Source organism: Sphingomonas cavernae, from assembly GCF_003590775.1.
GTDB lineage: Bacteria > Pseudomonadota > Alphaproteobacteria > Sphingomonadales > Sphingomonadaceae > Sphingobium_A > Sphingobium_A cavernae.
This window is the reverse complement of sequence record NZ_QYUM01000003.1, coordinates 915,980-940,519: the sequence shown is the minus strand read 5'-3', so window position 1 is coordinate 940,519 and position 24,540 is coordinate 915,980. Positions and strand designations below refer to the sequence as shown.

The 24,540-nt window shown below is 64.8% G+C and carries 24 protein-coding genes; 12 read left to right on the top strand and 12 right to left on the bottom strand.

Annotated features, from left to right (window positions below; all coding sequences use genetic code 11):
* From topA to plsY, 3 genes are all read right to left on the bottom strand, one after another.
* Window positions 1–2,562, bottom strand: coding sequence for a type I DNA topoisomerase (topA, locus tag D3876_RS12115; RefSeq protein WP_119762505.1), 2,562 nt, complete (start codon window positions 2,560–2,562; stop codon window positions 1–3).
* A gap of 74 nt (window positions 2,563–2,636) precedes the next feature.
* Entirely contained in the window at window positions 2,637–3,749 is a 1,113-nt protein-coding gene (dprA, locus tag D3876_RS12110) for a DNA-processing protein DprA (protein WP_119762503.1), read from the bottom strand.
* On the bottom strand, window positions 3,742–4,317 hold the full coding sequence (gene plsY / locus D3876_RS12105) for a glycerol-3-phosphate 1-O-acyltransferase PlsY (protein ID WP_119763791.1): 576 nt from the start codon (window positions 4,315–4,317) through the stop codon (window positions 3,742–3,744). Before plsY ends, dprA begins: the two co-directional genes overlap by 8 nt.
* A 274-nt stretch (window positions 4,318–4,591) precedes the next feature.
* Here plsY and murI point away from each other — a divergent pair, with 274 nt between their 5' ends.
* The 5 genes from murI (at window position 4,592) to D3876_RS12080 (ending at window position 9,381) form a co-directional block, all read left to right on the top strand.
* Complete coding sequence (gene murI, locus D3876_RS12100) at window positions 4,592–5,389, top strand: glutamate racemase (protein ID WP_119762501.1); 798 nt, start codon at window positions 4,592–4,594, stop codon at window positions 5,387–5,389.
* 96 nt (window positions 5,390–5,485) lie between these two features.
* Window positions 5,486–6,226, top strand: a complete 741-nt coding sequence (gene mddA, locus D3876_RS12095) for a methanethiol S-methyltransferase (protein WP_119762499.1) — start codon at window positions 5,486–5,488, stop codon at window positions 6,224–6,226.
* Between the two features lie 182 nt (window positions 6,227–6,408).
* On the top strand, window positions 6,409–7,623 hold the full coding sequence (gene hemA / locus D3876_RS12090; RefSeq protein ID WP_119762497.1) for a 5-aminolevulinate synthase: 1,215 nt from the start codon (window positions 6,409–6,411) through the stop codon (window positions 7,621–7,623).
* A 70-nt stretch (window positions 7,624–7,693) separates the two neighbouring features.
* Window positions 7,694–8,938, top strand: coding sequence for a YceI family protein (locus D3876_RS12085; RefSeq protein ID WP_119763789.1), 1,245 nt, complete (start codon window positions 7,694–7,696; stop codon window positions 8,936–8,938).
* Between the two features lie 53 nt (window positions 8,939–8,991).
* The gene (locus tag D3876_RS12080; protein ID WP_119762495.1) at window positions 8,992–9,381 is read left to right on the top strand and encodes a SpoIIAA family protein; all 390 of its coding nucleotides are present in this window, start codon (window positions 8,992–8,994) and stop codon (window positions 9,379–9,381) included.
* Here D3876_RS12080 and D3876_RS12075 read toward each other — a convergent pair.
* From D3876_RS12075 to D3876_RS12045, 7 genes are all read right to left on the bottom strand, one after another.
* Complete coding sequence (locus D3876_RS12075; protein ID WP_119762493.1) at window positions 9,356–9,991, bottom strand: class I SAM-dependent methyltransferase; 636 nt, start codon at window positions 9,989–9,991, stop codon at window positions 9,356–9,358. The genes D3876_RS12080 and D3876_RS12075 overlap by 26 nt on opposite strands.
* A gap of 32 nt (window positions 9,992–10,023) precedes the next feature.
* Window positions 10,024–11,274, bottom strand: a complete 1,251-nt coding sequence (locus D3876_RS12070; protein WP_119762491.1) for a BtaA family protein — start codon at window positions 11,272–11,274, stop codon at window positions 10,024–10,026.
* Between the two features lie 315 nt (window positions 11,275–11,589).
* Window positions 11,590–12,153, bottom strand: a complete 564-nt coding sequence (locus D3876_RS12065; protein ID WP_182911997.1) for a fasciclin domain-containing protein — start codon at window positions 12,151–12,153, stop codon at window positions 11,590–11,592.
* A gap of 357 nt (window positions 12,154–12,510) precedes the next feature.
* Complete coding sequence (locus D3876_RS12060) at window positions 12,511–13,215, bottom strand: anti-sigma factor (protein WP_119762489.1); 705 nt, start codon at window positions 13,213–13,215, stop codon at window positions 12,511–12,513.
* Complete coding sequence (locus D3876_RS12055) at window positions 13,208–13,786, bottom strand: sigma-70 family RNA polymerase sigma factor (RefSeq protein WP_119762487.1); 579 nt, start codon at window positions 13,784–13,786, stop codon at window positions 13,208–13,210. Before D3876_RS12055 ends, D3876_RS12060 begins: the two co-directional genes overlap by 8 nt.
* 42 nt (window positions 13,787–13,828) lie before the next feature.
* The gene (locus tag D3876_RS12050; protein WP_119762485.1) at window positions 13,829–15,055 is read right to left on the bottom strand and encodes an NAD(P)/FAD-dependent oxidoreductase; all 1,227 of its coding nucleotides are present in this window, start codon (window positions 15,053–15,055) and stop codon (window positions 13,829–13,831) included.
* Window positions 15,056–15,212: 157 nt separating this feature from the next.
* Entirely contained in the window at window positions 15,213–15,665 is a 453-nt protein-coding gene (locus D3876_RS12045) for a hypothetical protein (protein WP_119762483.1), read from the bottom strand.
* 146 nt (window positions 15,666–15,811) lie between these two features.
* Here D3876_RS12045 and rpiB point away from each other — a divergent pair, with 146 nt between their 5' ends.
* From rpiB to D3876_RS12025, 4 genes are all read left to right on the top strand, one after another.
* Window positions 15,812–16,264 (top strand): ribose 5-phosphate isomerase B, encoded by a 453-nt coding sequence (gene rpiB / locus D3876_RS12040; RefSeq protein ID WP_119762481.1) that lies wholly within the window; start codon window positions 15,812–15,814, stop codon window positions 16,262–16,264.
* Window positions 16,261–17,574, top strand: a complete 1,314-nt coding sequence (gene glyA / locus D3876_RS12035; RefSeq protein ID WP_119762479.1) for a serine hydroxymethyltransferase — start codon at window positions 16,261–16,263, stop codon at window positions 17,572–17,574. The genes rpiB and glyA overlap by 4 nt, the downstream gene beginning before the upstream one ends.
* Before the next feature lie 3 nt (window positions 17,575–17,577).
* On the top strand, window positions 17,578–18,039 hold the full coding sequence (nrdR, locus tag D3876_RS12030; RefSeq protein ID WP_119762477.1) for a transcriptional regulator NrdR: 462 nt from the start codon (window positions 17,578–17,580) through the stop codon (window positions 18,037–18,039).
* Between the two features lie 94 nt (window positions 18,040–18,133).
* Window positions 18,134–19,267: a TrmH family RNA methyltransferase gene (locus D3876_RS12025; protein ID WP_119762476.1), complete on the top strand. Its 1,134-nt coding sequence runs from the start codon at window positions 18,134–18,136 to the stop codon at window positions 19,265–19,267.
* On the opposite strand, the gene D3876_RS12020 is transcribed toward D3876_RS12025, so the two are convergent.
* A complete protein-coding gene (locus D3876_RS12020; protein WP_238475343.1) occupies window positions 19,258–19,563 on the bottom strand; it encodes a chorismate mutase in 306 nt (101 codons plus the stop codon). The genes D3876_RS12025 and D3876_RS12020 overlap by 10 nt on opposite strands.
* 115 nt (window positions 19,564–19,678) lie before the next feature.
* Between D3876_RS12020 and D3876_RS12015 the strand changes: the two genes are divergently transcribed.
* Window positions 19,679–19,906 carry a hypothetical protein gene (locus D3876_RS12015; RefSeq protein ID WP_119762474.1) on the top strand — a complete coding sequence of 76 codons (228 nt, stop codon included), beginning with the start codon at window positions 19,679–19,681 and terminating at the stop codon, window positions 19,904–19,906.
* A gap of 198 nt (window positions 19,907–20,104) precedes the next feature.
* Entirely contained in the window at window positions 20,105–20,719 is a 615-nt protein-coding gene (gene rpsD, locus D3876_RS12010) for a 30S ribosomal protein S4 (protein WP_119762472.1), read from the top strand.
* Between the two features lie 57 nt (window positions 20,720–20,776).
* On the opposite strand, the gene D3876_RS12005 is transcribed toward rpsD, so the two are convergent.
* Window positions 20,777–22,750 carry an alpha/beta hydrolase family protein gene (locus D3876_RS12005; protein ID WP_119763783.1) on the bottom strand — a complete coding sequence of 658 codons (1,974 nt, stop codon included), beginning with the start codon at window positions 22,748–22,750 and terminating at the stop codon, window positions 20,777–20,779.
* A 146-nt stretch (window positions 22,751–22,896) separates the two neighbouring features.
* Between D3876_RS12005 and D3876_RS12000 the strand changes: the two genes are divergently transcribed.
* On the top strand, window positions 22,897–24,534 hold the full coding sequence (locus D3876_RS12000; RefSeq protein WP_119762470.1) for a M28 family metallopeptidase: 1,638 nt from the start codon (window positions 22,897–22,899) through the stop codon (window positions 24,532–24,534).
* Window positions 24,535–24,540 lie beyond the last annotated feature (6 nt).

The following is a 24,540-nucleotide window of genomic DNA, read 5'->3' as shown; positions in this document are numbered from 1 at the left end:
TCACTCCGCCTTCTTCTTCGCAGCCGCCTTTTTCGGCGCGGCCTTCTTGGCCGGTACCTTCTTCGCAGGCGCCTTCTTCGCCGCGGGCTTCTTCTTGCCCTTGGTAGGCCCCTTCGCCGCGCGATCGTCGATCAGTTGCGCCGCCTCTTCCAGCGTCAACTGGTCGGGCGCGAGCGTCTTGGGGAGCGTCGCGTTGGTGGTGCCGTCGGTCACATAGGGGCCGAAGCGCCCTTCCATCAGCTTGATCTCAAGCTCGGTGCGCGGATGCGCGCCCAGCACCTTCAGCGGTTCGCGCGAGCCCTGACGGCGTCCGCCGCCGCTGGCCGCCTCGGCGAGCTTGACGACGGCCGCGTTCATGCCCGTCTCGAACACCTCGGTGGTCGATTGCAGCCGCGCATATTTGCCGTCATGTGCCAGATAGGGGCCGTAGCGACCGATGCTCGCGGTGATCGGCTTTCCGCTTTCGGGATGGTCGCCGATCGTGCGCGGCAGCGACAGCAGCTTGAGCGCCCATTCGATCCCGAAATCCTCGCCCGGCACGTCCTTGGGGATCGAGGCGCGCTTGGCGTCCTTGCCCTCGCCGAGCTGGATATAGGGCCCGAAGCGCCCCGAGCGCTGCGTCACCTTTTCGCCCGTCACCGGATCTTCGCCCAGTTCGGCCGGACCGGCGTCGCCATTCTCCCCTTCGCCGCCGCCCTGCGCGAAACGGCGCGTATATTTGCACTCCGGATAGTTGGAGCACGCCACGAACGCGCCGAAGCGCCCGCCGCGCAGCCCCAGCCGGCCCTCGCCGCAATTGGGGCAGAGCCGGGGATCGCTGCCGTCGCCCTTGTCGGGGAACAGGAAGGGCTCAAGAAATGTGTCGAGCGCTGCGGTGATGTCCGACGGCTTCTGCTCCATCACCTGCGCGGTCTTGGGCTTGAAATCCTTCCAGAACGCCTCAAGCACCGCCTGCCACTGCGCGCGGCCGCCCGAAATTTCGTCGAGTTCCTCCTCGAGACCCGCGGTGTAATCATAGCTCACATAGCGTTCGAAGAAGCGTTCGAGGAACGCCGTCACCAGCCGCCCGCTCTCCTCGGCGAAGAAGCGGTTCTTCTCGATGCGGACGTAATTGCGGTCCTTCAATGTCTGCAGTGTCGACGCATAGGTCGACGGACGCCCGATCCCCAGTTCCTCCATCTTCTTGACGAGGCTCGCCTCGGAGAAGCGTGGCGGGGGCTGGGTGAAATGCTGTTCCGAATGCACCGCCTTCTTCGCGGGCGCGTCGCCCTCGGCCATGCGCGGCAGGCGGCGGCTGTCCTCGTCTTCCTGATCGTCGCGGCCCTCTTCGTAGAGCGCGAGGAAGCCGGGGAAGAGCACGACCTGCCCCGTTGCGCGCAGCGCGGTCTGACCCGTCCCGTCGGTCATCTCGACCGTGGTGCGTTCGAGCCGCGCGGAGGCCATCTGGCTTGCCAGAGCGCGCTTCCAGATCAGGTCGTAAAGCCGCGCATGATCGCCCGAGCCGGCCTTGTCCTTCGAGAAATCGGTGGGCCGGATCGCCTCGTGCGCTTCCTGCGCGTTCTTGGCCTTTGTCGTGTACTGACGCGGCTTGTCGGGCACATAACTGCCGTCATAACGATCGGCGACCGCCTTGCGCGCCGCGGAGATCGCGCTGCCGTCCATCTGGACGCCATCGGTACGCATATAGGTGATCGCGCCGTCCTCGTAGAGCGCCTGCGCCACGCGCATCGTGTGGCTCGCCGAGAAGCCGAGCTTGCGCGCGGCCTCCTGCTGCAGGGTCGAGGTGGTGAAGGGCGGCGGCGGATTGCGCGTGAGCGGCTTGGTCTCGACCGAAGCGACGCTGAAGCGCCCCGCCTCTACGGCCTGTTTGGCTTTCTCAGCATCGCCCGCATTGCCGATCGTCAGCCGGTCGATCTTCTCGCCCTGAAAGCGTACGAGCCGCGCAATGAAGCCCTGCCCGTCCTGCTCCATATCGGCGAAGACCGACCAATATTCCTGGGGTCTGAACAGTTCGATCTCGCGCTCGCGGTCCACCACCAGCCTGAGCGCGACCGACTGCACGCGCCCCGCCGATTTCGCGCCGGGCAGCTTGCGCCACAGCACGGGCGAAAGCGTAAAGCCGACCAGATAGTCGAGCGCACGGCGCGCCCGGTATGCGTCGATCAGATCCTCGTCGAGCGCGCGCGGCGCCTTCATCGCATCGGTCACCGCCGCCTTTGTGATCGCGTTGAAGGTAACGCGGTCAACCTTTTGTGGCAGCGCCTTTTTCGCGCGCAGCACTTCCTGCACGTGCCACGAAATCGCTTCGCCCTCGCGATCAGGGTCGGTCGCGAGGATCAGGCGGTCGGCCTTCTTCGCCTCGTCAGCGATGGCCTTGAGCTGCTTGCCCTTGTCGGCGTAATTCTCCCACTGCATCGCGAACCCCTCATCGGGGTCTACCGAGCCGTCCTTGGGAGGCAGGTCGCGGATATGGCCATAGGAGGCGAGCACGCGGAAATCGCCGCCCAGATATTTCTCGATGGTCTTCGCCTTGGCGGGCGATTCGACGATGACAAGCTGCATGGAAGTGGTTCTGATCCCTGTTACGCGTATACGCGTGAGGCTGGTGAGGTAGTGGGGCAGGCGTCAAGAGGCAATCAGACGATGATGCTCACACGGCCTCCTGCGTGACGGTCGAGCCGCCCGGCCAGCTCGAGTTCGAGCAGCACGGTCTGGACGATGGCGGGGGGCATGTCAGCCTGCCGAATGATCTCATCTATGCTCACCGGTACGGGGCCGAGCAGACTCGTCACGATCCGCCGCTCACTCTCACTCGCGTCGTGATCGGTCGGGGGGCCATCATAACCCAGTGCGCCCTGCGCCACGATCCGCCCGTCGAGGGGCCGGATCGCCTCGATTACGTCGGCCGCGGACTGGACGAGCGTCGCCCCCTCGCGGATCAGGAGGTTGCAGCCCTGGGCGCGCGGATCGAGCGGCGATCCGGGTACCGCCATCACCTCGCGTCCCGCCTCATTGGCAAGTCGCGCCGTGATGAGCGAGCCCGAGCGGGGCGCCGCCTCGACCACCACCCTCCCCTGCGCCATGCCTGCGATGATCCGGTTGCGCGACGGGAAATGCCGTGCCAGCGGCTCGCGTCCCGGCGGCTGTTCAGCGATCAGCAGTCCATCGCGCGCGATCTGCTCCTGAAGCTCGGCATTTTCGGGCGGAAAGGCGATATCGATCCCGCTTGCGATCACGCCCGCGGTTCCAAAGCCCAGCGATCCGACATGCGCTGCGGTGTCGATGCCGCGCGCGAGGCCGGAGACGACCAGCATCCCCTCCCCGGCAAGTTCGTGCGCGAGTTGCCGCGCGAAGCGGCACGCCGCAGCCGAAGCGTTGCGCGCGCCGACGATCGCGATCGCGGGCCTGTCGAGAAGCGTGAGCTTGCCGCGCACGATCAGCGCCGGCGGTGCATCTTCAAGTTCACCCAGCAATCGTGGGTACAGGCCCTGACCGCGAAACAGATAGCGCGCGCCGAGGCGCTCGACCGCGCGAATTTCGTCTGCGACACCCGCCGCATCGGCAATGCGCGGCACCCGTCCGCCACCACGCGCAGCAAGCCGGGGGATCGCATCGAGCGCGGCTGCGGGCGTGCCGAAGCGCGCCAGCAACTGCGCATAGCCAATGGGACCGATATTGGCGGAGCGGATCAGGCGGAGCCGGTCGAGCCGGTCGTCCTCCGCTCGCAGCGCCGGCTCGGTGTCAGCCACCCTCGCCCGGATCCTTGCTCTCGCCAATGCGCGGCTCGGTTCCCGCCAGCAGTCGCATGATGTTTTCGCGGTGTTTCCACAAAACCATCAACGTGAAGATCAGGAACAGCACGACCAGATCGAAGCGCCCGATCACGGCTGCAACCACGGGCAGCGCGATCGCCGCGCTCATGCCGCCAAGCGAGGAGGTCCGGGTGATCACCAGCGCTCCTATCCAGATCACGGCGTAGATCAGTCCGCAAATCCAGTTGGCAGCTATCGCGATGCCGAACAAGGTGGCAACCCCCTTGCCGCCCCGGAAATTGAGCCAGACCGGATATAAATGTCCGAAAAACACGCCGACCGCGGCGAGCGCACCCCCGCCGGTGACCAGCGCTGCGCCGATCAGGACGGCGATAGCGCCCTTGGCGGCGTCGAGCAGCAGCGTTGCCGCGGCAAGCCCCTTGCGCCCTGTCCTGAGCACGTTGGTCGCGCCGATATTGCCCGATCCGATCGCGCGAAGATCGCCCGCGCCGAAGTAGCGCGTCAGGATCAGCCCGAACGGGATCGAGCCGAGCAGATAGCCCATGATGAGTGCCGTCGCCGGCGCGATCCAGGGTGCCCCAATCACAATCGCGTCCACCGCCCTTTCTTCAGAGCCGGACCATAGCCAATTATCGCGCTCTCGCAACAATCTGGATCAGTACGGCGCAATTGCACGCGCGCGGGACGCTGCTCGAGCCTTTCCCGGCAAGGCGGAATCGCCTTGCCGGATAAGAAAGGCTCTCGTCTCAATATCTGGAGCACTTCCTGACCGAAAAACCGGTTCCCACTTTTTCGGGAAGTGCTCTAGGGAAGCGGCGATGACCGACACCCGCCCGATCCTGTTCTTCGATTCCGGCGTCGGCGGGCTTTCGGTGCTGGCGCCAACCCGCGCGCTGCTGCCGCATGCGCCGTTCGTCTATGCTGCGGACAATGCGGGCTTTCCCTACGGCACCAAGAGCGAGGCGGAGATCGCGGCGCGCGTTCCCGCGCTGCTGGGCCGACTTGCGGAACGCTACCATCCGCGCATCATCGTCATCGCGTGCAACACCGCGTCGACGATCGCGCTCGCGCACGTCCGATCGGCGCTCGAGCTTCCGATCGTCGGCACCGTCCCCGCGATCAAGCCCGCGGCGCTTGCGTCCAAAAGCCGCGTGATCGGCGTGCTCGGCACCGACGCCACCGTTCGCCAACCCTATGTCGACAACCTCGCCGCCGGGTTCGCGGCGGATTGCCTTGTCCTGCGCCATGGCTCCGCCGAACTGGTCGAGGCCGCGGAAGCGAAACTGCGCGGCGAAACGCCCGACCCGGCGATCTTCGCGCGCGCCATGACGGGTATGACCGGCCAGCCCGGCGGCGATCGCCTCGATATCGTCGTCCTCGCGTGCACGCATTTTCCTTTGGTCGAGGCCGAACTTGCCGCCGCCTCGCCCCACGCTCTCGCTTTCGTCCACGGGGCTGAAGGCATAGCGCGCCGGATCGCCTCTCTCACGCAAGGCCAGCAATGGCCCGGCGCCCCTGGTCCGGGGACGATAGTCTTCACAGCCGCCAATCCCGATCTCGAAGCCATGCGGCCCGCGCTTCGCAGCTATGGGCTTACGCTCGACGAAACACTTTAGGCCATTCAAGCCGCTAACGCCGGCGTGCCGAAGGTTTAGCGTGCTCGCCCGAACTGTGATAAGTCTGCGAAACGACCAGACGACATGGAGGGGATCATGGCCAGAGGGCTATACCTGCTGTTTGGTGTGGTGGCGTATCTCGTCTTCTTTTCGACCTTTCTTTACCTGATCGCGTTTGTCGGGAATTTCCCCGCAGTCCCGCGGACGGTAGACCGGGGGCCCGCTTCCGAACTGGCTCCAGCGCTCGTCGTGAACGCCCTGCTCATCATGCTGTTTGGCCTGCAGCACTCGATCATGGCGCGACAGGGCTTCAAACGCGCCTGGACGCGGATCGTACCCAAACCGATCGAACGCAGCACCTATGTGCTGGTGGCAAGTCTGGTGCTCATCCTGCTCTTTGCACTATGGCGACCGATCACGACCAACGTCTGGACCGTCGACAATCCGGTGGGCGCAGCGGTGTTGTGGGGACTGTTTGGCCTGGGCTGGCTCATCGTGCTTCTGAGCACCTTCCTGATCAGTCATTTCGAGTTGTTCGGGCTGAAGCAGGTCTGGCTGCATCTGCGCGACGCGGCGCCCGCCGAACCGAGGTTCCGCCAGCCCTTCTTCTACAAGATGGTGCGGCATCCGCTCTATAGCGGCTTCTTCATCGCCTTTTGGGCAACCCCGGTGATGAGCGCGGGCCACCTCCTGCTCGCGGTGGGGATGTCGATCTACATGCTCATCGCCATCCAGTATGAGGAGCGTGACCTCGTGCGGCTGTTTGGGGAGGACTACGAGCGTTACCGGCGCGATGTCGGCATGCTCGCACCGGCCCTCAAGAGGCGAGCTGGTTAGCATGTCCGCATCCGTTCCGGGTTGCGCGGGTCGAGGGGTTCGCGCCTGATCGATCCGCCCATCCACTCTGATCGCAATAATCGCGTCTTGTTGCGAACCGTTCGCGCTGGCATTCGGGGGGCACGAAGCGTAAAGGCTGGCCAAAAGGGCCAGAGGCAGACAAGAGTCTGAAGGGCAGAGCATTGGATTATCAGCGCGTATTTAGCCAGGCGATCGATCGGCTCCATGCCGAGGGCCGCTACCGCGTCTTCATCGACATCCTGCGCAACAAGGGTGCCTACCCGAATGCGCGCTGTTTCGCGGGGCATAATGGTCCCAAGCCGATCACCGTCTGGTGCTCCAACGACTATCTCGCGATGGGTCAGCACCCCAAGGTGATCGCCGCGATGGAAGAGGCGCTGCATGACGTCGGGGCCGGCTCGGGCGGCACGCGCAACATCGGCGGCAACACCCACTACCATATCGACCTCGAGAACGAGCTTGCCGACTTGCACGGCAAGGAGGGCGCGCTGCTCTTCACCTCGGGCTATGTCTCGAACGAGGCGACGCTCGCAACGCTCGGCAAGATCCTGCCCGGCTGCATCATCTTTTCCGACGCGCTCAACCACGCCTCGATGATCGCGGGCATCCGCAATTCGGGCTGCGAGAAGCGCGTCTTCCGCCACAACGACCTCGAACATCTCGAGGAGCTGCTCGCGGCCGAGGATCCCGAGACGCCCAAGCTTATCGCGTTCGAAAGCGTCTATTCGATGGACGCCGATATCGCGCCGATCGCCGCGATCTGCGATCTCGCCGACAAGTATAACGCGCTCACCTATCTCGACGAGGTCCACGCGGTCGGCATGTACGGCCCGCGCGGCGGCGGCATTTCGGAGCGTGACGAGGTCGCGCACCGCGTCACGATCATCGAAGGCACGCTGGGCAAGGCGTTCGGCGTCATGGGCGGCTATATCGCCGCCGACCGGATGATCATCGACGTCATCCGTTCGTACGCCCCGGGTTTCATCTTCACGACCTCGCTCTCGCCCGTACTCGTCGCGGGCGTGCTTGCGGCGGTCCGCCATTTGAAGAGTTCGAGCGTCGAGCGCGACGGCCAGCAGGCCGCGGCGCAGATGCTGAAGGATTTGTTCGCCGGAGCCGGTCTTCCCGTCCTGCCCTCGACCACGCACATCGTTCCGCTGATGGTCGGCGATCCGGTCAAGGCCAAGAAGATCAGCGACATCCTGCTTGCCGAGTATGGCGTCTACGTGCAGCCGATCAACTATCCCACGGTACCACGCGGCACCGAGCGCCTGCGCTTCACGCCGGGTCCCGCGCACAATGAAGCGATGATGCGCGAACTCACCCAGGCGCTTGTCGAGATCTGGGAACGGCTGGAGATGCGCAAGGCGGCGTAAGCCACAACGGCTTGTACCGAAGCCGGTTATGCTGTTCACCAACACGGAAGCCACGCCATCAGAGGTGTCCGTGCCGCCAACCCGCTACAGCTATGCCGCCATCACGCTCCACTGGCTGATCGCACTCGCGCTCGCCTTCCAGATTTCGCTGGGCTGGGCGCTCGAGGGGCCCAACAGCCCCGAACTCTTCGAGCGCTACCAACTCCACAAGTCGGTGGGCGTCACCATCCTGGTGCTCACGCTGATCCGGCTCGCCATCCGCTTCACCGTACCGCGACCGGTGCCCTCCGAAGGCCCGGCATGGGCACGCACCCTCGCCAATATCGTCCACTGGCTTTTCTATGCGGTCATGATCATCGGTCCATTGGCCGGCTGGGTGATCGTCTCCACCTCGAAGATCCAGGTGCCGACGCTGCTCTACGGCGTCATCCCCCTGCCGCATCTTCCCGTTAGCCGCGCGCTTCACGACCCCGCCGAAGTGATCCACGAAAGCATGGCATGGCTCGCGGTCGGGTTGTTCGTGCTCCACATCGCAGGTGCGCTGCGCCATCAATGGCTGCTCGGCAAGCCCGAGCTCCAGCGGATGATCCCCTTCGCACGCGGCCGTGCGATCCCCGCCGCGATCGGCGCGTTATTGCTCATTCTGGCGGGGCTCACAGCCGGCAAGATGGCCTTTCCCGATCGCGCGCGGACTGCTGCTCCCGCGGCGGTGCCGGTGACACCAGCGCCCGTCGCACCGCCCACCCCGGCCGAAATTGTTCAGGCCCCTGCCGAAAATGTACAGGAAGCGGTGCCCGTAGCGGAGGCACAACCGCTCGCCGACTGGACAATAGCCCAAGGCGGCCGGCTCGGCTTCACCGCGCGCTGGAACGGCGAGGCGATCAACGGCACCTTCGGGCGCTGGCGCGCCTCGATCAGGTTCAGCCCCGATATGCTCGACAAGTCGAACATCCGCGTCACCGTCGACCTCGCGTCGGCGGGCACGGGCGATGGCCAGCGCGACGATGCACTCAAGGGCAGCGACTTCTTCAACACCGAGGCGCATCCCGGCGCGGTGTTCACGTCGCGCGATATTCGCCACCGTGACGGCGATCGCTATGAAGCGCGTGGCACGCTCGATCTGCGCGGCATCAGCAAGCCGGCGACGCTGCGCTTCACGCTGCGCATAGACGGAGACAAGGCCAGCGTCTCGGGCACCAGCCGGATCGACCGCACCGCCTTTGGCGTGGGCCAGGGCGAATGGGCAGACACCGAGGCGATCGCCGCCGGGGTCGACATCGCCTTTTCCTTCACCGCGACGCGAAACGCCGAATAAGCCGCGCGGAACCGCGTCAGGCAGGGCGGCGTTCCTGCGGCAGGAGGTATGCCATGCTGACAATCCTGCCGTCGCCCGATCATCTGGGCGCCTATGCCATTTCGGGCACGCTCACCAAGGAGGATTTCGACCGTCTGATCGCGGACGTCGACGCCAAGCTGAAGGCGCATGATCGCATCGCCGTGATGCTCGATCTGACGGGCTTTGAGGACATCACCTTCAAGGCGGCGCTCGAGGATCTGCGCTATGGCTTTGGCCATATCCGCGACTGGACCCGCTTCAAGCGCGAGGCGGTGGTGACCGACAAGCAATGGATCAGGACGATGATCCACGGCGCCGGCATGTTGCTGCCCTTCATCGAGCTGAAGACGTTCGAACCCGGCGAACAACAGGCCGCGATCGACTGGGCGGCCGATATCAAACAGCCCGCCTCGGCTTCCTGAGCACGGCTTCCCACGCATAGCCGCGCCAGAGCGGCGTGAATTCGAGGACCATGCCGCGCGCGTCGGCGACATCGGCGAGCACCTTCGGCAAATCTGCTCGCGGCTTAACGTCGAAGCGCGAGAGCCATGCCCTGAGCAGTATGCGAAAGGTGCGCGGCAGCCGTTCCTGCTGGCCGAAATCGACGATGTGAAGCGTGCCGCTCTCGGTAAGCGCATCGCACGCCGCCCCGATGGCGCGCTGCCAGCCCGGGATCATCGAGAGCGTGTAGGAGAGGAACACCCGGTCGAACGCCGCGCGGCCGAACAGTGCCGTTGGGACGAATGCGGTGGCGTCACCCTGCGCAAGCGCGAGCCGCCCGGCAAATCCGGCGCGCGCGACGGTAGCCGTCGCGGTTTCCAGCATCGCGGGCGAAATGTCGAGGCCGAAGCATTGCGCGTGCGGCCATGCGCGCGCGACCGCGATCAGGTTGCGCCCCGTCCCGCAGCCGATTTCGAGCACCGATCCGCCCACCGGCACGTTCAGGCGCGCGATCAGCCGGTCGCGCCCGAGCAGATAATATTTGCGCGTCAGGTCGTAGATATGCCGCTGATAGCGGTAGATGCCGTCCATGTGCCGGGCGGCATCGACACTTGCCACCGCGCTCACGGCTTCAGCACGTAGAGATGGACCCCGCCATAGATCGAGGAGCGGTCGCGCCGTGTATAGTCGGCCGACTTCTCGGCCTCATAATGCCAGCGATGGAACAGGGCGCTAGGCACGCGCCCAGGCAGCAGGCTTGGCTCAGCCGCAGTCCGGAAGACGACACGCGCGCCAGGTTTCGCGGTGCGCGTGATTTCCGCCCAGAGATGCGTGAGCTGTGCGTCGCTCATCCAGTCCTGCGCGTCGAGCAGCACATAGCGATCAAGGCTCGCACCCGTCTTCTGTGCCAGATACTCGACGAAATTGGCGTGGCGTATCTCGACGCGGCCGATCCGTTCCACCACGGCCTCATAGTTGCCGCGCTCGAGATAGGGCGGCACGGGTGCGCCCGGGCCCTTGCCATAGCCGCGGCCAAAGGCCTGCCAGGCGAAATAGTTCTGGCGAATGTCAAAGTCGCAGGCCAGCTTCTCCAGCCGCTGGCGCAGCACCGCGGCCATGCCTTGGGGGTCGTCGCCCGCGAGCGCTTCATATTGCGCAGGCGGAATGCCCAGTCCGAAGAGCGAAGCGGGCTGGTCGGTCAGCCAGCGCACGAACTTCTTGTCGAACACCGGCGCGAACTTCGCGTCGAAGATCGCGCGCTGTTCCTCGAGGCTTTCGGCTGCCAGCAGTTCGCTCGGATCGAGGCGGTAGAGTTTCGCGAGCAGATGCGCGGTGCCGATGAAATTGCCGAGCAGGCCGCGCTTGTAGATGCCCTTGGCGAAGCCCGTGATGCGGCGCCGCCCCGTCAGGTCGCGCGCTTCCCAGTAGAGCCGCGACGTATCGTCAAGATGCGGGCGGACATGATCGTGATAGGCCGCGATATTCTCGACACGGTCGGCCTCGCCGAAAAAGCGGTAGAAGGCATCGTGTCCGGGCAGGTGCCCTGCCGCGGCCAGCTTCAGCCGGTTGAGCGCGATGTGCGCGGTGTTGAGGTCGACCGCGGTGATCGCAGCGGGGTTGGCGGTCAGATACGACAGCACGTTGCAGCCGCCGCTCGCGATGGTGACGACATGGCAGTCGGGCGTGATCGCCAGCGCCTCAAGGTCGACCACGGGATCTTCCCAGATCTGCGCATAGACGAGTCGGCGAAAGGCGAGCGCGAAGGCGCGGTCAAGAAGCCCCTGCTTGCTCAGCTTCATGTCGCGCAGAACCGCCTGGCGGACGCGATCCTGCCTTGAATTTTCCGAACCTGCGCTGATTGCGGCTGCGCCCATGTGGCCCTCCCGAACCGCGAGCGCCCCATGCGCCGCCGGCTGAGCAGCGCCCTATGGGCCGGCGATGACCGGGGTATGACAGATCGACGTAGCTTCGAAGACGGTTGGGCCCGCCGACCGGGATTGCGGCGGGCCCCGACCTTGATCGTTTCAGGCTGAATCAGCCTGAAACGATCAAGGTCGCAACCATATCAACAGAGCCTGAGTCACGCTTTCGGCGGAAGCGCGTAGCGCTGCCTCCTCGAACGATCAGTCTCTGGGTCCATGCGCCGACCGTGACTGGAGGGCCTGGCGAGCGCGGACCTTCGGCGTTGGTCAGGGCATCACGACGGTGTCGATGACGTGGATTACGCCGTTGCTCTGCATCACATTGGCGATCGTGATCTTCGCCTTGCCGCCCTTGGCGTCGGTCAGATACCAGGCGCCACCCTGTTTCCACGCGGTCAAATTTTCGCCCTGGACCGTCTTCAGCTCCGCCTTGCCGCCGTTGCTGCTGGCGGCGCCCTCGATATCGGCCGCGGTCATGCGGCCGGGGACGACGTGATAGGTCAGCACCGAGGTGAGCATGGCCTTGTTCTCGGGTTTGAGCAGGGTATCGACTGTGCCTGCAGGTAGCTTGTCGAACGCGGCGTTGGTGGGCGCAAAGACGGTGAACGGCCCCGCCCCTTTCAGCGTGTCGACCAGCCCCGCCGCCTTGACCGCGGCGACGAGAGTCGTGTGATCCTTCGAATTGACCGCATTGTCGACGATGTCCTTGGTCGGATACATCGCAGCGCCGCCGACCATCGGATTGCCGGCATAAAGCGCAGTCGCAGCGCCGCTGGCCAGCGCGATCGAGACCAATGCGACCGAAATCATCTTGAGCGGGGATTTCTGCATCTTGTCGTTCCTCTTCCTGTCGGTGGCCCCTTGGGCAGGGACGCGCCGCAGCTACGCAGCGAAGAGGATCGCGGATGCACGGAAGTTTTAGAGCATTGTGCGTTGAATCGGCATCGCCTCACCGCTCATCCTGAGGAGGGGCTGAGCGAAGGCGAAGCATGTCCTGAGCGACGCAGCAGGCGGCGTCGAAGGGACCCGTCTCGAAGGATCTGGCTCCATGCGTCCTTCGAGACGGTGAGGCAGGTCGCCGTGTCCCCCGGACACGGCTGTGAACGTCCGGGGGACGTTCACACCTGCTCACTTCGACGAGCTCAACGGCTCCTCAGGATGAGCGGGTCTGATTTAACTCACGATGCTCTAAATCGTCGACATTTTTCCAGATGCTATGACAGGCCCCGTCGGTTTGCCCGTCGGCGAACCGCCCTTGGGTTCGATCGTGATCGCGAGCGTGGCGCCACCCGTCACGAGCGGCATCATCTCGGCGCGGATGACGATATCAGTCTGCCCCGTGGACCTGATGACGCCCAGCGAGCGCGGACGGCCATCGGCGGGGATCAACCACAATTCAGGCGAATGATCCTCGGGCATCGCCATCGTCGCGGGCGTGACGCGGAACATGCGCTTGTCCTGATGCCATGCCGCCAGCAGCACCGCGCCCGCGTCCTCAGGCGAAAGCTGCGCGATCATCGCTGGACCCTGCGGCGCCGGCGCGGGCGCCCTTACGGGACCCAGCACCAGGAAGGCGGCGAGCGAAGCCGCGATGGCGCTCGACGTGATTGCAAGCATGCGCCACCGTTGCATCTGAACGACGACGTCGCCGCCGCGCGCCGCCCGGCCGATAGCGGCATCGATTCGCGGCCACAGCGTTTCGGGAGGCGCCTCGGCCGGCACCGCAAACGCCATCGGCGCCAGCCTTTCACCCCACGCCTCTACCGCGCGCGCGAATTCGGGATCGGCGAGCATCCGACGCTCGGCCTCGACACGCTCGGTGCCTTCGAGCACGCCCAGCGCCAACTCGGCGGCGAGTTCGTCGGGCGTGGAAGGGATCTCGGGCTCAGCCATTGTCGAGACAGTCCTTCAACCGCATCAGACCACGGCGGATCCAGCTCTTCATCGTACCCAGCGGCACATCCATGCGCTCGGCAAGCTCGGCATAAGTCAGCCCGTCGAAAAAGGCGCGGCGGATCGCCTGTTCATGCCGCGTCTCGAGCATTTCGAGGCAATCGGCGAGACGCCGCCGCTCCTCCTCGGCGATCAGCAGTTCGGGCGCGAGCGGGCGATCGTCGGCAAGCTGCAGCGCGGTCTCCACGGGCTCGGCCTGCCGTCGCCCCTGCGCACGCTTCCAATCGATCGCGCGATTGCGCGCGATTGTCGCCAGCCATGTGATCGGGCTCGCGCGCTTCGGATCGAAGCTGCCCGCCCGTTTCCATACGCTGACATAGACCTCTTGCAATATATCCTCCGCCCCTTGCCGATCCTGCGAGATACGAAGGCAGATGCCAAAGAGTTTCGCCGAGGTGCGGTCGTACACGTCGCGTAGCGCGGCGCGGTCTTCCGCCGCCACGCGCGCGAGCGCGGCGGTCAGTTGCGCACGGGCCTCATCGGCGCCGTCTTTGCGCGTCGCATGGTCCAAACGCGGCTCCCTTGCAGCACCGCTCTTGTAGCGGCACGCGCTTCAGGCGGCGAGTTCTTTCAGCGGTACGCTCGCGTCGGCAAGTTTCGCCTTGTCGGGCGACAGGCGTTCGGTGACGAGCTTGCGCCCCTGGACATAGTCCTTGGTCGCGTTGACGCAGTCGAGCGCGATCACGCGGCCTTTTTTGAGGTAGATCACCGAGAAGGACCGCGCCGCGGGATCGCCGCGCAGCACGACATCATCATGCCCCGTCGAGAGCCCGACGGTCTGGAGGCGCAGGTCGTACTGGTTGGACCAGAACCACGGCACCGCGTGATAGGGCTGCGGATCGCCGAGGATCGCCTTGGCGACGGTGTTCGCCTGATCATTTGCGTTCTGCACCGATTCCAGCCGGATGCGCTCGCCGTCACAGAAATCGTTCACATGCGCGGCGCAATCTCCGATCGCATAGATGTCGGGGAGCGACGTCTGGCAAAAGGGATCGACGTCGACGCCATTACCCCCCGCGGCCCCCGCGGCGAGCAGCGGACCGACGGCGGGAATGATGCCGATGCCGACGATCACCATCTGCGCGGGGATCACCTCGCCATCCTCCATCCGCACGCCGGACACTTCACCGCCTTCGCCCTCGAAGCCCGCCATGCTCGCGTCGAGGCGCACTTCGACGCCATGCGCGCGGTGCTCGGCCTCGTAGAAGCGCGACAACGGCTCGCCCGCGACGCGCGCCAGCACGCGCGGTAGCGCTTCGAGCACGGTCACTCTCTTGCCCAACTTGGCGAGCACCGCCGCGGCCTCGAGCCCGATATAGCCGCCGCCGACGACCACGACGTCGGTCGTGCTGTCGAGCGCAGCAATCATGGCATCGGCATCGGCCTTGGTGCGGACGACGTGGATCCCTTTGAGATCGGTGCCCTCGCACGCGAGCATCCGCGGGCTGCCGCCGGTCGCCCAGACAAGTTTGCCATAGCCGATCGATTCGCCGCCCGCGAGCGTCACGGTCCTGGCTGCGGGATCAACCTCGGCAACGCGCTTGCCCGTCAGCATGTCAACCTTGCGCTCGCTCCAGAATGTCGCAGGGCGGATCAGGATGCGCTCGAAAGCCTTCTCGCCCGCGAGATAGTCTTTGGAGAGCGGCGGGCGCTCATAGGGGATTTCAGGCTCGTCGCCGACGATCGCGACCGTGCCCTCGAAGCCGTGCTGACGCAGCGCCACCGCCACCTGCGCCCCGCCGTGACCGGCACCAACGATGAGCACGTCATAGGAAGTCATCAAGCCTGTATCCTCTGGTAATTTTCAGCGCGTGTAGCGACTGGTCGCGTGAAAATCGAACGCCAAAGCGCCCGGTCGCGCAAGATGCGACTATAGAGATCGCCGCCGCGTTGGCGCACCCGCCATTCGGCAGGGGGCATCCCTCCTGATTGCGCGATCAGTCGCGGCAGAAACCCTCGGAGGGCTGGATCATCAGGCAATCCTTCTTGCCCGCCAGATATTTAAGCCCGGTCTCGTCGCCGGTCGCGCGGCGAAGCGTCGCCTCCTTGCCGTCACGCGTAAAGCGGATCACTTCGCCCGCCCCGGCACCCGTATAGGTGCTCGTGCCGTCAAGCAGTGTCACCTTCAGGGTATAGCTTCCCGGCGCATCCGCCTTGGCGACATCGAGCGCGAGCCCCTCCACACCGACCCATTTGCCGACCCAGCCATCGGTGACGCTGGTATCCGCGGCGCCCATGTCGACGGCGTTGGCGTCGACGGGCTCCTCGTTCGCGGGCACTTCCTCGATATTGCCGAGCGCCTCGTTGGTGCCGGCGGCGTTGTCGGCCGTCTTTTCTCCGCAGGCGGCGAGCAGCCCCGCGGCAGCGATCAGAAAAAGGCTATGGCGCATGGGATCATCCTCAACTTGGCGGTGCGAGGCCGCGATATAGCCCTATTGGACCCGCCCCTGTCCATGCCCATATTGGGTGGCGTTTCGTGCGCGGCTCGCCTAGAGAGCGCGCATTCGATTCATCCTCAGCATTCAGGAGCGCAGCCATGCGCATCGCCATCGCTTCCGATCACGCCGCTGTCGACCTGAAGGCGACGCTTGCAGACTGGGCGCGCGAACAGGGCCATGAGGTGACCGACCTCGGCCCCGACGGCATCGAGAGCGTCGATTATCCCGACTATGGCTACAAGCTCGCGCACGCGATCGCCGAGAGCGAGGCCGATCGCGGCATCGTGCTCTGCGGATCGGGCATCGGCATTTCGATCGCGGTCAACCGCCACCCCGCCGCGCGATGCGCGCTCGTCTCGGATCATCTTTCCGCGCGGCTCGCACGCGAGCATAATGACGCGAACGTGATCGCGATGGGTGCACGGCTGATCGGAGTCGACATCGCCAAGGATTGCCTTGCGGTGTTTCTCACCACCGAGTTTGGCGGCGATCGCCATGCCCGCCGCGTCGATAAGCTCTCCCATCCCCGCTTCGAGAAGGAGTCCGCATGAGCACCAATCCCGCCAATCTGAGCGACGTCCAGCCCACCGGCTTCTTCACCCGCGGCCTCGCCGATGCCGACCCCGCGGTGTTCGCGGGCGTAGCGCACGAACTCGACCGCGAGCAGCACCAGATCGAACTGATCGCCTCCGAGAACATCGTCTCGCGCGCGGTGCTCGAGGCGCAGGGCTCGGTCTTCACCAACAAATATGCCGAGGGCTATCCGGGCAAGCGCTACTATCAGGGCTGCGCACCTTCGGACGAGGTCGAAACGCTCGCGATCGACCGCGCGAAGAAGCTTTTCAACTGCGATTTCGCCAACGTTCAGCCGCACTCGGGCGCGCAGGCGAACGGCGCGGTGATGCTGGCGCTGACCAAGCCCGGCGACACGATCATGGGCCTCAGCCTCGACGCGGGCGGTCACCTGACGCACGGCGCGCGCCCCGCGCTGTCGGGCAAATGGTACAACGCGGTGCAGTACGGCGTACGCCAGGAAGATCATCTGATCGACTTCGATCAGGTCGAAAAGCTCGCCAGGGAACACAAGCCCACGCTGATCATCGCGGGCGGCTCGGCCTATCCGCGTCATATCGATTTCGCACGCTTCCGCGCGATCGCTGATGAAGTCGGCGCGATCTTCATGGTAGACATGGCGCACTTTGCGGGGCTCGTCGCGGGCGGCGTCCACCCCACCCCCTTCGATCACGCGCATGTCGTCACCACTACGACGCACAAGACGCTGCGTGGACCGCGCGGCGGCATGATCATGACCAATGACGAAGCGATCGCGAAGAAGATCAACTCGGCGGTCTTCCCCGGCCTCCAGGGCGGCCCGCTGATGCATGTGATCGCCGCAAAGGCGGTCGCGTTCGGCGAAGCGCTCCAGCCCGAGTTCAAGAGCTACGCCAAGGCAGTGGTCGAGAACGCCAAGACGCTCGCCGCGACGCTCAAGGAGCGTGGTGCGGATCTCGTCTCGGGCGGCACCGACACGCACCTCGCGCTCGTCGACCTTCGCCCGCTGGGCGTGACGGGCAAGGACGCCGACGAGGCGCTCGAGCGTTCGGCGATCACCTGCAACAAGAACGGCATCCCCTTCGATCCGCTGCCACCGACCAAGACCAGCGGCATCCGCGTCGGCAGCCCCGCGGGCACGACGCGCGGCTTCGGCGTCGCCGAGTTCCGCGAAATCGGCAACATGATCGCCGACGTGCTCGACGGGCTGAAGGCCAAGGGCGAGCAGGGCGACGCAGCGGTCGAGGCCGATGTGAAGGCCCGCGTCCGCGCGCTGTGCAATCGCTTCCCGATCTATCCGGGGGCCTGATCCTTGAAGTGCCCGTTCTGCGGTCATGACGACAGCCAGGTAAAGGATAGCCGCCCCACCGAAGACGGGGCGGCGATCCGCCGGCGGCGCCAGTGCGAGGGTTGCGGCGCGCGTTTCACCACCTTCGAGCGCATCCAGCTCCGCGAACTGACCGTCGTGAAGAGCGAAGGCGGCCGCGAGCCATTCGAACGCGAAAAGCTCGAACGCTCGATCGCGATCGCGTGCCGCAAGCGCGCTATCGATCAGGCGCGCATCGACAAGCTCGTCTCCGCTATCCAGCGCCAGGTCGAAACGAGCGGCGAGAGCGAAGTGACCGCCGCCCAGCTTGGTGGCATGGTGATGGACGGCCTGAAGGCGCTCGACAGCGTCGCCTATATCCGCTTCGCTTCGGTCTACAAGGATTTCACCGAAGCCAGGGATTTCGAGGAGTTCGCAGGGTCGGTGAAGGAAATGGGGGACAAGTGATCCGGCGCTGCCGCCTCGCCCCGCCCGCTCATCCTGAGGAGGGACTGAGCATGGCGAAGGCCCGTCTCGAAGGACCGCAGCCAGAGGGCATGCGGTGAGCTTCTTCACCTATATGCTCCGCTGCGCCGATGGCAGTTATTATATCGGCCACACCGATGATCTGGACGCACGCGTTGCCCAGCATCAACACGGCGAGATTCCCGGTTACACGCACACCCGCCGCCCCCTCGAACTGGTGTGGGCCGAGAATTTTCCTGATCGCGATCAAGCCTTTGCCGTAGAGCAGCAGTTAAAGGGCTGGTCGCGCGCCAAGAAGGAAGCACTTATTCGGGGCGATTGGGATGCGGTTCGTGCACTTTCCCGCCGCGGAACAATCCTTCGAGACGAGGCTTCGCCAAGCTCAGCCTCTCCTCAGGATGAGCGGATGCAAAAGGATACCGTCATGTCCGCTCATCCTGAGGAGGCACTGAGCGAAGCCGAAGTGCCGTCTCGAAGGGCCCCCGCCATCGTGCTCGTCCGTCCACAGCTCGGCGAAAACATCGGCAAGGCCGCGCGCGCGATGCTCAATTTCGGGCTGACCGAGATGCGGCTCGTCGCCCCGCGTGATGGCTGGCCCAACCCTTCGGCGGGCCCCGCCGCTTCGGGCGCCGATATCGTGCTCGAACGCGCACAGGTCTTCGATAGCGTCGCCGAAGCTGTCGCCGACTGCCAGCACATCTACGCGACCACCGTCCGCAAGCGCGGTGTCACCAAGCCCGTGGTCACGCCCGAAGAGGCGGCGCAGGAAATGCGCGCCGCACCCGGCAAATCGGCGATCCTCTTCGGCCCCGAACGCTCCGGCCTCGAAACCGACGATGTCGCGGTCGCACGCAAGATCCTGACCGTCCCGATCAATCCCGAATTCGGTTCGCTCAACCTCGCCCAGGCGGTGATCCTCGTCGCCTATGAATGGTCAAAGCATGCCCCGAGCGAAGCCGAGGGGGGGGTAGCCCTAGCCTCGCCACCCTCGGTCGAGATTGATCCGCCCGCGCCGCAGGAGGAGCTTGACGGCATGATCGGACAGCTCGACACGATGCTGGATAAGGCCGGCTATTTCTTCCCGCCCGATCGCGCGCCTTCCACGCGGCGCACGCTGCGCACGCTGCTCACCAAGCCGGGCTGGAACAGCATGGAGGTGCGGACGTTGCGCGGCGTGCTCTCCAGCCTCGCCAATCCGCGTCAGCGCTGATCGAAGACGTCGAGCTCATAGGCGATCGACGCCTCGACGAGCACTTCCCAGAGATCACCCGCAACCTCGGCTGGAAAACCGTTGATCGCTGCATTTGCGCGCGCATTGGCGATCACCTCCGCCTTGCGCGCCTCGTCACGCACCATGTTCCGCTCGGGCTTGATCCGCGCCGCCGCCTCCATGAAGCGGAAGCGCTCCCCCAGGAGCCTGGACAGTTCACGGTCGATGGAATCGACGCCGGCGCGAACCTCCATCATCGTCTCGCACGCTTCGGCTGCTTTGCGTTTTTCGATCATGGCGGCGATCTAGCGGCGCAAAACTGCCACGTCGAGCACGCAATATCACCATATACATTTGTGAGGAATTATGTTCTCCAGCGGCATCTTGAGTTCGTATGAAAGGGCAATTGCCATGCGTTTGTTCGTTGCTTGTGTTGCGTCCGCCCTGGTCCTGACGCCGGCCTTCGCGTCGTCCGACGAAGCCAAGGAGCCGAAGGCTGAAAAGATCTGCCGCGCCAACAAGCAGGCGACAGGTACGCGCCTCGCCAAGAAGAAAATCTGCAAGACGGCTGAGGAATGGGCGACGGAAGACCAGCGCAATGCGAACGACCTTCGCAACGTTCAGCGCATGACCCAGTAAGGCCGCAGCGGCGTGCTCTGACAGGGCCACGAGACTTGACTTTCACGTCAGCGCGCGTATTAGCGCGCCCTTCGCAATTGGCCCCGCACCCCGGTGAAGCGGCGGCCCTGCCTCGATCATCGATCACCAGCAGAGCGGTACCGGGACTAACCCCGTCCCTTGCGGACGGATCACGTTGTAGCAATTGAAGGAACTGACATGTCGAAGCGCAACAGCGCCAAGTACAAGCTCGATCGCCGCATGGGCGAGAACATCTGGGGTCGCCCCAAGAGCCCCGTCAACCGCCGCGAATACGGCCCCGGCCAGCACGGCCAGCGCCGCAAGGGCAAGATGTCGGACTTCGGCATCCAGCTCCGCGCGAAGCAGAAGCTCAAGGGCTATTACGGCGAAGTCACCGAGAAGCAGTTCAAAAAGGCCTATTTCGAGGCCGCCCGCATGAAGGGCGACACCGGCCAGAACCTGATCGGCCTGCTCGAGCGTCGCCTCGACGCGCTCGTTTACCGCGCCAAGTTCGCGCCGACGATCTTCTCGGCGCGCCAGCTCGTTTCGCACGGCCACATCTATGTGAACGGCGTGAAGTGCAACATCGCGTCGCGTCTGGTGAAGCCGGGCGACGAGATCACGCTGGGCAAGAAGGCGCAGGAAATGGCGCTGGTCATGGAAGCGCAGAGCCTCGCCGAGCGTGACATCCCCGACTATGTCGCGGTCGATGGCGCTGCCAAGGTCACCTTCACCCGCGTGCCTTCGCTCGACGAAGTGCCCTATCCGGTGAAGATGGAACCCAATCTGGTCGTCGAGTTCTACTCGCGCTGATCGGTTTTCGATTGGGCAGGTAATGGGGGCGGCCGGAAACGGCCACCCCTTTTTCGTTCACTTGATGCCGAGAGACGTCCGCAGGAACGCGTCGCTCTTGCTGAGCATTTCCGTTCGTACCTTCGAATCCACCAGCGAGTGCTCGAGCTTGGGATAGACGACCAGTTCGTGCTTCTTGCCCGCCGCTGTCAGCTTCTCGGCCATCAACCGGGACTCTGCGACATCGACATTGGCGTCGAGATCGCCGTGGAACATCAGCACGGGCGCCTTGATCTTGTCGGCATTCTGCGCGGGCGAACCTTCGCGCACATGAGGCCCGGCCCCGATAAAGGCGTCGACCAGGCGGAAGTTCGTGTAGTTGCGCGATTCCTGGCGCAGCCTTTCCAGATCGGTGACAGGCGCGATCGCGATGATCGCCTTGAACAGGTCTGGATCGAGCACCGCCGACTGGAGCGCGGCATAGCCACCATAGGACCAGCCGACGATCGCCAGCTTCGACGGATCGGCGATCCCTTCCGCGACCAGCCAGCGCCCGCCATCGTTCACGTCGCCGATCGCGGTCCGCCACGATTGAAAACCGTTCTTCTGGAACCACTGGTCGCCATAGCCGGCTGATCCCCTGAAATTGGGCTGGAGGACGGCGTAGCCGCGATTGGCGTAATATTGCGCGAGCCAGTCAAAGCCCCATTCGTCGCGCGATCCGGGGCCGCCATGCGGCATCACGATGGTCGGGAGGTTCTTGCCGTTGCTTGCTGCGGGCAACGTCAGATAGCCCGGAATCATCGTGCCGTCCGCCGCCTTGAAGCTCACTGGCTTCACGGGCGCCAGCTTCACATTCTCGAGTTGCGGCCGCGACAGCAGTACCTCGTTCAGGCTCTTGGCCTTCTTGTCGAACACATAATAACGCCCCGGGTCGGTGTCGCTCCCTGCCCGAAGCAGCAGCCGGCTTTCGTCGAGGCTCGAATCGATGAAGGTCACCAAAGGCAGCCCCGGCAGCGCCTTGGAAAGCGCCGCGCCGAGCGATTTCAGCGCGGGATCGAAGAAGACGGTCTGCCGCTTGTCGGTCGCGAAGGTTGCCCCGACGACGCGATGCTGGCGTCCGATGCGTACCAGTCCGTCGACGTCCACCTCGGGATGCGCATAGACCAGCTCCTCCTTCATCGTGCCGTCGAGCGCGATGCGGTACAGCGCCTGACGACCGTCCTTGCCGCGAAAGCCATAGACCGCGTCGAGATCGCGATCGACCGCCATCGGATTGAAGCCCGCGTTGGTCACCAGATCGAGCTTGCCGAACTCGCGCCAGCCATCGCCGTCCTTGGGGCGATAGAAATATTTGAGCGTCTGTTGCGAATAGCCCGTCATGTCGCTCTTCGGAAGACTGCCCATCATGCGGATCCGGCCATAGCCATCGGAGATATATTCGACCGCGTCGGTCTTCGGCGATTCGATGCGCTTGCTCGACAGACTCAGCGTGTCGACGCGCTCCACGCCCAAACCGTTTTCCTTCTGCGCAAGGCGCGTATCGGTCGAAAATTCGGGCACAAAGTCGCGCGTACGCAGGATCGCGCCGTCTTCGCCCGGCAACCAGTCGAGCACGTCCCCGCCATACTGGTTCATGCGCAGCGCACGCGATCCCGTCCGTGCGCTCACCAGCTTCATATTCTTGCCGTCGGCATCCACACCGATCAGCCGTGAAAAGCCGATCTTCACTCCACCCTGATCGGTCATCCCTCTCACCTGACACACGAGCCGCGTGTTCGACACCCAGCCGCAGTCGCGCAGACGTTCGGGATCGCCGTCCGAATAGGCTGCCTGGACCGAAGCAGCGCCAGCCGCGACCTCGGCGGTGTAGAGCGTTGATCCACGCCCAGGGGCGGGCACGATGAATGCAATGCGACGGCCGTCGGGTGACAGGCTGACATCTTCGACATATTCGCGAGCCCCAAACAGGGCGGCTGCGTCGCCTTCCTGCGCCTGCGCGACAGGCACGAGCATGGTGGCCGCAAACAACGCGGCAACAAAACGATGCATTCTATTCCCCCCAGAATTCAGTACATTGACGATGCTGCCGCGAACATTGGTCGCGCGCAATAGCGAATTGGTCGGCGCGGCGTTGCATGCGCTTCGCGGCGCTGCCATGAAGTCCGCAACCAAAGCATTTTCCGAGGACATCGCCGATGCGTTCAATTCTGTTGCTTGCGGCCGCCCCGCTCGCCCTTGCCGCCGCCAGCGCCCACGCGCAGCCGGGAGCGATCTCGCTCGAGACTCTCAAGTCCGTCACCGAGACGCTCTCATCGGACGCCTTCGAGGGCCGCGCGCCGACCACGCCCGCCGAGGAAAAGACCGTCGCGCTGATCGCCGAACGCTTTCAGAAGGCCGGCCTCAAGCCCGGCAACAAGGGAAGCTGGTTCCAGGATGTCCCGCTGGTCGAGATCACCAACAGCAACGTCACGCCGCTGACGATTTCGGGCGGCAAGACCCCGCTCGCCTTCGCGCTCCACAAGGACATGGTGATCGGCACCTACCGCGTCTTGCCCAATATCGCGGTCAAGGACAGCGAGGTCGTCTTCGTCGGCTATGGCGTCAACGCGCCCGAGCGCGGCTGGAACGACTATACCGGCGTCGACGTGAAGGGGAAGACCGTCGTCATCCTCATCAACGATCCCGACTGGCAGAAGCCCGATGTCGGCGGCACCTTCAACGGCCGCGCGATGACCTATTATGGCCGCTGGACCTACAAGTACGAGGAAGCCGCGCGTCAGGGCGCCGCGGCCGCGATCATCGTGCACGACACCGAGCCGGCGGCTTACGGGTGGAAGACCGTGGATTCGAGCTGGACCGGCCCGCAACTCGGCGCGGACGACGTGAACAACCATATGGACCAGAGCCAGGCGGTCGGCTGGATCCAGAAGCCCGCGGCCGAAGCGCTCTTCGCCTCGGCGGGCAAGGACTTTGCGGCGCTCGCAGCCGCGGCGAAACAGCCCGGCTTCAAGGCTGTTCCGCTGGGCGTGAAAGCCTCGGTCAGCTTCGACAACGCCATCAAGCGCAGCAAGTCGAAGAACGTGATCGGTATCCTTCCGGGCACGAAGCGTCCCGACGAGACCTTCCTCTACACCGCGCATTGGGATCATCTCGGCCGCTGCATGCCCGACGAGACCGGCGACGACATCTGCAACGGCGCGCTCGACAATGCCACGGGCACCGCGGGGCTGATCGCGATGGCCGAGGCGCACGTCAAGGCGGGTGCCGCCGACCGCTCGCTCGTCTTCCTCGCGGTCACCGCCGAGGAATCGGGGCTGCTCGGTTCCAAATACTACGCCGAGAACCCGATCTATCCGCTCGCCAACACGGTCAGCGGCGTCAATATGGACGGACTCAACATCCTCGGCCCCACCAGGGACGTGACCTCGGTGGGCATCGGCAAATCGCAGCTCGACCCGATCCTCGAAAAGGCGGTGAAGGCGCAGGGGCGCTACATCTCGCCCGAATCCACGCCCGAAAAGGGCTTTTACTACCGCTCGGACCATTTCAGCATGGCGAAGCTCGGCGTGCCGATGTTCAACGCGGGCAGCGGCGACGATCAGGTCGACGGTGGCGTCGCGCGCGGCAAGAAGATCGCTGCCGAATACACCGACAAGCATTATCATCAGGCGTCGGACGAATATGATCCCAACTGGAACTGGGACGGCGCGGTGCAGGACCTCCAGCTCTACTACGCGCTCGGCCGTGAACTCGCGAATTCGAGCGCCTGGCCCAACTGGAACGAGGGCGACGAATTCCGCGCGACCCGCGACAAGAGCCGCGCGGGGAAGTAGCCCTCT

Coding starts and splice junctions, on each gene's coding strand:
- topA (WP_119762505.1), bottom strand. CDS start 2,562: ATGCAGCTTGTCATCGTCGAATCGCCCGCCAAGGCGAAGACCATCGAG.
- plsY (WP_119763791.1), bottom strand. CDS start 4,317: ATGGGCTATCTGCTCGGCTCGATCCCGTTCGGGCTGATCCTGACGCGC.
- murI (WP_119762501.1), top strand. CDS start 4,592: ATGACCGACACCCGCCCGATCCTGTTCTTCGATTCCGGCGTCGGCGGG.
- mddA (WP_119762499.1), top strand. CDS start 5,486: ATGGCCAGAGGGCTATACCTGCTGTTTGGTGTGGTGGCGTATCTCGTC.
- D3876_RS12080 (WP_119762495.1), top strand. CDS start 8,992: ATGCTGACAATCCTGCCGTCGCCCGATCATCTGGGCGCCTATGCCATT.
- D3876_RS12075 (WP_119762493.1), bottom strand. CDS start 9,991: ATGGACGGCATCTACCGCTATCAGCGGCATATCTACGACCTGACGCGC.
- D3876_RS12070 (WP_119762491.1), bottom strand. CDS start 11,274: ATGGGCGCAGCCGCAATCAGCGCAGGTTCGGAAAATTCAAGGCAGGAT.
- D3876_RS12065 (WP_182911997.1), bottom strand. CDS start 12,153: ATGCAGAAATCCCCGCTCAAGATGATTTCGGTCGCATTGGTCTCGATC.
- D3876_RS12060 (WP_119762489.1), bottom strand. CDS start 13,215: ATGGCTGAGCCCGAGATCCCTTCCACGCCCGACGAACTCGCCGCCGAG.
- D3876_RS12050 (WP_119762485.1), bottom strand. CDS start 15,055: ATGACTTCCTATGACGTGCTCATCGTTGGTGCCGGTCACGGCGGGGCG.
- D3876_RS12045 (WP_119762483.1), bottom strand. CDS start 15,665: ATGCGCCATAGCCTTTTTCTGATCGCTGCCGCGGGGCTGCTCGCCGCC.
- rpiB (WP_119762481.1), top strand. CDS start 15,812: ATGCGCATCGCCATCGCTTCCGATCACGCCGCTGTCGACCTGAAGGCG.
- glyA (WP_119762479.1), top strand. CDS start 16,261: ATGAGCACCAATCCCGCCAATCTGAGCGACGTCCAGCCCACCGGCTTC.
- D3876_RS12020 (WP_238475343.1), bottom strand. CDS start 19,563: ATGATCGAAAAACGCAAAGCAGCCGAAGCGTGCGAGACGATGATGGAG.
- D3876_RS12015 (WP_119762474.1), top strand. CDS start 19,679: ATGCGTTTGTTCGTTGCTTGTGTTGCGTCCGCCCTGGTCCTGACGCCG.
- rpsD (WP_119762472.1), top strand. CDS start 20,105: ATGTCGAAGCGCAACAGCGCCAAGTACAAGCTCGATCGCCGCATGGGC.
- D3876_RS12005 (WP_119763783.1), bottom strand. CDS start 22,750: ATGCATCGTTTTGTTGCCGCGTTGTTTGCGGCCACCATGCTCGTGCCT.
- D3876_RS12000 (WP_119762470.1), top strand. CDS start 22,897: ATGCGTTCAATTCTGTTGCTTGCGGCCGCCCCGCTCGCCCTTGCCGCC.